This window comes from Bacillus sp. ISL-75 (assembly GCF_018613095.1).
In genome coordinates, this window is sequence record NZ_JAGGQX010000075.1 from 39,352 (window position 1) to 47,929 (window position 8,578).

General features: G+C 37.1%; 6 protein-coding genes. 4 read left to right on the forward strand and 2 right to left on the reverse strand.

From position 1 onward, the window contains the following. Positions 1 to 40: 40 nt before the first annotated feature. Positions 41 to 2,227: an alpha-galactosidase gene (locus J7E63_RS26490; RefSeq protein ID WP_215017950.1), complete on the reverse strand. Its 2,187-nt coding sequence runs from the start codon at positions 2,225 to 2,227 to the stop codon at positions 41 to 43. Positions 2,228 to 2,640: 413 nt separating this feature from the next. After that, positions 2,641 to 3,516 (reverse strand): AraC family transcriptional regulator, encoded by an 876-nt coding sequence (locus J7E63_RS26495; protein ID WP_215017952.1) that lies wholly within the window; start codon positions 3,514 to 3,516, stop codon positions 2,641 to 2,643. An 807-nt stretch (positions 3,517 to 4,323) separates the two neighbouring features. Here J7E63_RS26495 and J7E63_RS26500 point away from each other — a divergent pair. The 4 genes from J7E63_RS26500 to J7E63_RS26515 all read left to right on the forward strand — a co-directional run bounded on the left by J7E63_RS26500 (position 4,324) and on the right by J7E63_RS26515 (position 8,151). Further along, on the forward strand, positions 4,324 to 5,658 hold the full coding sequence (locus J7E63_RS26500; protein ID WP_215017954.1) for an ABC transporter substrate-binding protein: 1,335 nt from the start codon (positions 4,324 to 4,326) through the stop codon (positions 5,656 to 5,658). 81 nt (positions 5,659 to 5,739) lie between these two features. Next, positions 5,740 to 6,612 carry a carbohydrate ABC transporter permease gene (locus J7E63_RS26505; protein ID WP_215017956.1) on the forward strand — a complete coding sequence of 291 codons (873 nt, stop codon included), beginning with the start codon at positions 5,740 to 5,742 and terminating at the stop codon, positions 6,610 to 6,612. Next, entirely contained in the window at positions 6,602 to 7,489 is an 888-nt protein-coding gene (locus tag J7E63_RS26510) for a carbohydrate ABC transporter permease (RefSeq protein ID WP_214732144.1), read from the forward strand. Before J7E63_RS26505 ends, J7E63_RS26510 begins: the two co-directional genes overlap by 11 nt. 59 nt (positions 7,490 to 7,548) lie before the next feature. Further along, complete coding sequence (locus tag J7E63_RS26515; RefSeq protein ID WP_215017958.1) at positions 7,549 to 8,151, forward strand: YesL family protein; 603 nt, start codon at positions 7,549 to 7,551, stop codon at positions 8,149 to 8,151. Positions 8,152 to 8,578: the final 427 nt, after the last annotated feature.

Here is an 8,578-nt window from a genome sequence, read left to right on the forward strand (position 1 = left end):
TATGCAAAAAAGGTAACATGTTCATTACAATGTACTATGTTTAAACCTTCTTTAGTCTCCAGAATAGGCTTATAAAATCTCCTTTAATTCTTGGTATCGTAATCCCTATGTTCATAAGCTCATCCCCACCGTACACTTCACCTGTTTCCATATGTTTGTACAAACTATCTCGATCCAATCCTTTTAATTTGAGAATCCGAATAGATGCTGCAGGTTGAGATAATACTCTGAAATAACCAACTATTGTTTCCGAATAATTTTCAGAGACAAAAGACCAGGCGGTTTCATTTCCTTCAAATGGGCTAAGGATACGGTAGAAAGTGCCAAATTGAATCAACGGTCGAATCTCCTTGTAAAAAGCAACCTGTTGCATAATCATTCCCTTTTCTTCTGATGATAATTTTGTTAAATCTAATTCATAACCGAGGTTGCCAGACATGGCTACATGGCCACGCATATCAAGTGGTGTTACTCGGCCAACCTGATTGTTTGGAACAGCTGAAACATGTGAGCCTATAGAGCTGATTGGGTATTCCAGACTAGTACCATACTGGATATTCAACCGGCATACGGCATCTGTATTATCACTGGCCCATGTTTGAGGCATAAAGTACAGCATACCTGGATCAAAACGTCCTCCTCCACTAGAACAACTTTCAAATAATATGTTTGGAAACTTTGAAGTCAGCTCGTCCATAACTCGGTACAGTCCCAAAATATAACGATGCGCAGTTTCTCGCTGTCTCTCCGGTGGTAGAGTTGCCGATCCAACCTCTGTCATATGACGGTTCATGTCCCATTTAACGTAACTAATTGAAGTACTTGATAATATTTTAGATAATGCCTCAATAATATAATCACAGACCTCTTTACGAGATAAATCGAGAACCAACTGATTTCTGCCTACTGTACGAGGTCGATTTGGCACGTGCAAACACCAATCTGGATGTTTCCGATACAAATCGCTATCTTCTGATACCATCTCTGGTTCAAACCATAGACCAAATTCCATATCCATATCACGAATACGCATGGCTAAATCTTCTAGACCATTGGGAAGTTTTCTTTTATCTACTATCCAATCTCCTAATGAACTTTTGTCATCATCTCTATGACCAAACCAACCGTCGTCTAATACAAATAGTTCCATTCCAAGTTTTTTTCCTTCTTTTGCAATCTGCTCGATTTTTTCTGTGTTGAAGTCAAAGAAGGTGGCTTCCCAGTTATTAATTAAAATAGGACGTATACGATCGCGGAATTTTCCTCGACATAAACGAGTACGATAAAGCTCGTGAAAGGTTCGTGACATTTCTCCTAATCCATTTGAAGAATAAACCATAACTACTTCCGGTGTTTGAAAACCCTCATTTGGTTCAAGCAACCATGAAAAATCAAATGGATTAATACCCATAGAGACTCGGGTATTACGATATTGATCTAACTCTACTTGGGTTAAAAAGTTTCCACTGTATACGAAATTAAATGCATATACTTCCCCATGATCTTCATCGGCTCCTTTACGAAGTAATGCCAAAAATGGATCCTGTTGTGGACTACTTGCACCACGACGGCTTTCCATAATGTGAACACCTGGCGTTATCGGACGTCTAGAAATATTTCGTTCGTTTATATGAGCCCCATATAATGATAATAATTCGAACTCATCGTCTCGAAAATCTACACTAGCACTTAATGCTCTCATGATTTTGAGATTTTCATTTCCATGATTATCAAATCGTACAGAGCGAGTGACTACATTAAAATTTCTAAAGACTGTGTAAATTAACGTAACCTTTAATCCAATCAATTCATCTATCATGACAATTTCTAATGTTTCAGCTTCTTTTTCCGATTCAATATAAGTAGATGGCAGACCTTGTAATTTTGGCTTCCCTTCATAGATTTGATGCGTAAGATAACGTAGATCTGTCACAGTAGAGCCATTTTCTAATTGAATCTGGTAAGCGGGTGATCGAAAATCCCCATTTCCATAGGCGGGATACTCAAGTGGTATTGTATCTAATGAAAATGTTCGGTCTAACGGGTCTGGATTTGGTGAAAATCCTCTATCAATGAATGTAACAGGATTACTTTTGCGATATTTTTTAATTCTTTCTCCCCAATATAAATGGACTAAATATCCATCTCGGATTACTTGCATAACATAGCTTGTATTTTTTCCTTTTAAATGAAAAATTTTATTCTCTGAATCAAACTGAATAGTCATATAGCTCTCCTAGATTATTTATTGTATTACTTGTCTCTAAAGTCTTTTTAAGCAATTTGTTGCTTATATAATTCAGGATAAAACTATTTGTTTTGTGGGACAAGGGTAAAAAAGATATACATAAGGTAAATTATTGCTCTTCGTTCGACCACAAATTTCAGTTGGATTTTAATTGTTAATACTATGCTTCTGTCTACAGGGAATTGGAAGGAATTCCATAGTTAAATTAATTATAAATGGGGTTGAAGTGGATGTACTTATATCGTACAGTCAATTTAGAAGGAGATAACATTGATTATTATCTAAGTGAGTCAAGTGATTACAAGTAGCCAAACGCTTTTTCAAGGAAGCCTTGGCTACTTCTCATATTTTTTCAACCTCGAAGAATACATGATCTTAATTATTAAGTTAAACTACTTTTTAAATAAAATCCGATTCATATCATAATGATTATTATTCCTACGAAATTCCATTGGAGAAATCCCCATATGTTTTTTAAAAACTTTCCCAAAATAATTGGCGCAAGTAAATCCCACCTTTTTCGCCACCATCTCTAAATTCATTTCAGTTGAAGAAACTAATAGTTGAGTGGCCTTTTCTAATCGGACTTGAGTCAGGTAACGGTTAGGGGTCATTCCTAATTTTTTCTCAAATTCACGAGTGAGATGAAATTTAGAAATCCCTACTGCATTTGCCATATCGTCCAACCCAATTGATTCTTGATACGTTTCATCAATAAACTTCTTACATAGTTCAATCTTAGAAGGCAAAGGCCTTGTCTTTTGTTCTTGATAAAAGTGACTGGTTAACTCCATTACCAGTTGATAAGCGTATTTAGAACACTGATACACATCCTTTATTTGATCTTTCACAGCCAATTCATAGACGGTCCAAGCCAATTGCATAAAGGCTGAATCTTCTTTTACTGAAATAACAGGACCGGACAAACTAAAGAGTTGATGCCAAAAAGGTATGGCTTCTTTTGAAAATTCGATATAGAGTACTTCCCACTCTTTAGAATAGGATGGCAGTCGATAGCAGTGATCACTAGGGATTTCAACAATAAAAACATCACCTGGTTTCTGACTATAAATTTTCCCTTCAATCTCAATTTCTCCTTGACCACTTACAGTATATTGAAATAAGCAATATTCATTAGAGCGGCGTCTTCCATCCCAAATATATGTGGGAGATGAATAAGAGCGCCAGCCGATTCCCTTTAACATTAAAAGAGGCATGGGCATAATAAATTGAAAACCTATTGAAGCTTGAGATAAATCACCCAGCAAGATATTACCCTCCATTTGTTTTTTTTACTCTTGTATCAAATTAACTATCATTTTATCTTAATTATATAAGGAGTTTACCTTTTTAAAAAGTGACTTCAATGGAGGTGAATAACCGCAAGAATGTACAAATCTTGTTTTGTTGACTGTATGTATAAGACCCGGGATTTATGAAAGCGGTAAAATTTAATAACGACAGGCGCTTCAAGAATCAAACATTTCCGTTCCAAATTATTATTATCGAATCAATACCAGGAAACTTCGATTGAAAGTAACCGTTCCTACTTAATTGGTGATTAGAGAAAGCGGTGAAAAAGTAGGTAGGGAGAAGATATGACTTTAGGGGGTGAATCCAGAAAAACTGCAGACAGGATTCTTCATATTGGTAAAAAGGTTTAACATCCCTAATGAATGCTAGTGACGGCCATCACATTTTAATAGGGACATTAAACCGGAGACTCACTAGCTAACAAATGAGTTATAAATATTATATAGTAGTCTCTGCTGATTATATAGTATATGTGTTTACTAGCTAGTAGGAAATATTATTTGAGTTAAGAATTTGTGGGCAGATTTTTTTATCTCGAAACGAAAGCGGATTCAAAGTTTTAGGTTACTGCCAAAAATAGTATTCAGGTATCTTTGATATCTAGTGATAAGAAATTCAACGAACTTATCTAAGATTATTAATAACTAAGTTTGAAGAAAGAAAATGAAACTAGATTGAAAGAAAAGCATCCCAATAAGACTTAGCAATTTACCTTTTTTTAAAAAACTTATTATTTTTCAAATTTAATGGGAGGTTTCAAAATGAAAATAAAATCAAAGGTAATGTTTAAGATTGTTCCAGCAGTTCTTGCCGGCATGCTTGCCCTTTCCGGGTGCAGTGGCAACAGCACAAAAACATCCTCAGAATCAGGTGGAAGCGCCTCTGGTAAAACAGTGAACCTTACGATGTCTGTTTGGGGAAATCCCGACGAGTTGAAGGTATACCAGAAGGGGATCGATGCTTATACAAAAGAACATCCAAACGTAAAAATTAAAATGATACCGGTGCCTAGTGAAGGGTATGAGCAAAAATTATTGACCCAGCTGCAAGGCGGAAATGCTTCAGACGTATTCTATGTTGGCGACACTACCATGGCGAAGTTGGCAAAAAAAGGTGCCCTTGCTGAGTTGGGTAAATTCATGAAGAGTGATGAGAGCTATGCCAAGCCGGATGAATATGCAGTCGGTCTATGGGGCGCTGCCAAGCAAGGTGACAAAATTTACGGTATCTCAGTTGACTGTAATCCAGTGGTTATGTACTACAACAAAAAAATGTTTAAAGACCTGGGCATTAAATCGCCTCAAGAATATTTTGATGAAGGCAAATGGAATTGGAATGCCTTTAATGAAGTAACGAAGAAATTAAAAGATGCCGGTAAAAAGGGATTTATAGCCGAACAATGGCTAATGGATACTTGGATTTGGTCAAACGGCGGTCTTTCCTTTGATGAATCAGGAAATTACGTGATGGACCAAAATCAAAAAGCGAAAGATGCGATCCAATTTGTAAACGATTTAATGAAAAAGAGGCAAATCACGTACGCTGGATCTCTTCCAAAAGGACAAGGAATAGATGCGATGTTCCTGTCCAACCAAGTGGGAATTGTGGCTGCAGGGCGCTGGTTAACTCCAATGTTCAGCCAAAACAAGAGCCTCAAATTTGATTATATTTCCTGGCCAACTAATACTGGCAACAAAATGGAGCCAGTCCAAATTCCTGTAGCATACATTGCTGTAAACAAAAAGTCTAAAGAAGTAGACGAGGCAATGAAGTTTGCAACATTCTATGTATCAAAGGAAGGACAAAAAGAGCGTTTAACCGGAAATGGTAGCGCAGTTCCTTCAGTAAGCGGTATTGATGACATAGTAACGAGCGACAAGACAGTTGAGCATTCACAATATCTAATCGATGGTCGTGAAACAGGTTTTGCAAGCGGCTCTCCTAAACTATTTAAAGGACAAGTTCCTGGCTTGAACAAGGAGATTGAAGACCAATATGACTTGTTGTTCCTAAAAAAGCAAGATGTGGATACAACCATCAAGAAAATTTCAGAAAAATCAAAGAAAATGATAGAAGAATTTAAAGCGGGTAACTAATTTTACTAAAATCATAGGGAAAGGGAGTTGATAGAATGCTTTCCCTTTCTCTACTATCATTGAAAACGGAGGGTGAGTTCCATGCATAATCGCCAAAGGACGTTAGCAGGTTATTTATTTATCACACCGCAATTAATTGGCCTATTTGCTTTCTCTTTATTCCCGGTTATTTACGCACTTGTATTAAGTTTCACAAAATGGGACGGGTTTGGTGCAAAAACATTTGTAGGTTTTGCCAACTATTTGAAGCAGTTTGAAAATCCGGATTTTTGGATGGCAATGAAAAATACAGTATATTATATGGTTTTAGTGATTCCAGCGAGCATTATTCTTTCCTTACTCCTTGCGGTTGCGCTTAACAAGGTGAAAGGGAAGGAGATCTATCGGATATTTTACTTTATGCCTGTTGTAACAAATTCCGTATCCATCGGGGTTATTTGGATGTGGATTTTAAACGGTGACTTTGGAATTTTGAATCTGCTGCTTTCGCATATCGGAATTGAAGGGCCAAAGTGGCTGACCGATACCCATTGGGTTATTCCGGCAATTGCAATTTTAAGTATTTGGTGGGGACTTGGTAATAACATGGTTATCTTTCTCGCAGGTTTACAAGGAATTTCCAAAAGTTATTATGAGGCTGCTGAAATTGACGGCGCTTCCCGTTTTCGTAAATTTTGGCATATTACCTTGCCATTGCTCTCACCTACAACATTCTTTATTGCCATCATGTCTATCATTGGCTCCTTCCAAGTATTTGACCAGGCCTTCGTTATGACGAACGGTGGTCCTGCGAAATCTAGTTATACACTTGTATACCATATTTATCAACAAGGGTTTATTGACTTTAAAATGGGAGAGAGCGCTGCTTCTGCGATGATTCTGTTTGTGATTATTTTAATCTTCACTCTTATCCAATTTAAAATGTCGAAAAGGTGGGTTCACTATGCTGAATAATATAGTCACAGCAGTTAAAAAGACAGCCATTCCAGTCGTACAGACAAAGGTGAAGAAAAGGGTAAAGCCATCTCAAATTATTCTTCATGGCATATTAACTCTTGGCGCTCTTACTATGATCTTCCCGTTCCTTTGGACGGTAATCAGTTCCTTGAAGGACATGTCGCAAATCTTTCTCGTACCTCCGGTATGGATCCCTCATCCAATTCAATGGTCTAATTATCTGAATTCATTGACCGCAATGCCGTTCGGAAAAGCATACTGGAATAGCTTCTATATTACTAGTACGGTTGTGTTGGCTACATTGCTAACTGCATCTATGGCAGCTTACGCGTTTGCAAAAATTCGTTTTACAGGAGCAAACGTTTTATTCATTCTTTTCTTGTCTACAATGATGATTCCCAAGCAAGTAACGATGATTCCTTTATATATTATCATGGGGAAAATTGGATGGCTGGATTCCCACCTGTCCCTGATTGTACCTGGTGGTTTATTTAACGCCTTCGCTGTATTTTTACTGCGGCAATTTATCATGGGTATTCCAAAAGAATTGGAAGAGGCAGCCGTCATTGACGGAGCAGGCTACTTCAGAATCTACTGGAGCATTATTTTACCACTGATACGCCCTGCCCTGGCTGCTGTTGGTATTTTCGTATTTTTAGGGTCATGGAATAACTTCCTTGACGCCTTAATTTATTTGAACACACCTGAGAAATTTACAGTTCCATTACTGCTAAATACGTTCAAAGGTTTATATGTGTCTGACTGGGCATTGATGATGGCGGGTACAACAATCTCTGTTATTCCTGTACTTATTATTTATATCGTTGCACAAAAGCAAATTATAGAAGGTGTCACGATTACAGGTATTAAATAATTGCGGGAAAAGGGCACATTTACAAAATTTTAAAAACCAGTGGTGAAAATATGAACTTTATGAACAGCAAAGTGTATTCAACATTCGAGGTAGTTTGTAATCTTTTTCTGTTAAATTTGCTTTGGCTTCTGATGTGTTTGCCTGTCGTAACGATTTTCCCGGCAACCGCTGCTATGTTTGGGGTTGTGCGACAATCGGTTTTGTATAAGGATTCCAGCGTTTTTACTTCGTTTTTTCGCTATTTTAAGGAAAATTTTAAGCAAAGTTTTCTACTGGGGATTTTGTGGCTGACTTTTGCCTATATATTCTATTCTGACTATAAGTTCATATACGGATTAGGTTCCATCCGTAACGTATTGTTGCCGGTTCTGCTTTTTGTCGGCGTTTTGTATACTTTTACAACCGTATTTTTGTTTCCTGTCATGGTTCACTACAAAACGAATTGGCGTGTATTGCTAAAGAATGCGTTGTTCTTTTCACTTTTACATTTTCCGATTACCCTTCTAGCTCTTGTTATCTTGGTTGCAACGGCAGTGATCGCAATGGCACTTCCAATTACAGGCTTTATAATTATTAGTATCAGCGCTTACTGGATATTTTCACTTTGCAACCGTGTTTTTCGGAAAATAGAACAGGTAAAGGTTATGGAATCCGTCAACTAATAATGTGATCTCGGGTTTTCTCAAATATAAAATGACAATTTAGTAGGATTATAATGACAGCTGAAAAACAAGAGGGGGAGTTCCCCTTTTGTTTTTCAGCTTTATTGGTTAGTATATTGCGCATCTCTTTGTATCAAACCAGTGTTATTACGGGGTAGTTTAACTTAATGGAAGGCGGTATGAAGTAGTGCAGAATGAATGACGAAAAAGTCTGAGATACTCCATTAAATGGCACTTAAGAAAATCTTAGAATCCTTTGGATTCACCGTAAAAACTTGGATAGGTTACACTTAGTTGGACAATAAAAATAAGGGCAAGTAGAATAATACACAACACGTGAGGAGAATCTACTATGTCTAAAAAAAGAAGAACGTTCACAACAGATTTTAAAAAGCAGGTGGTGGCCCTATATGAAAATGGGAAAAGT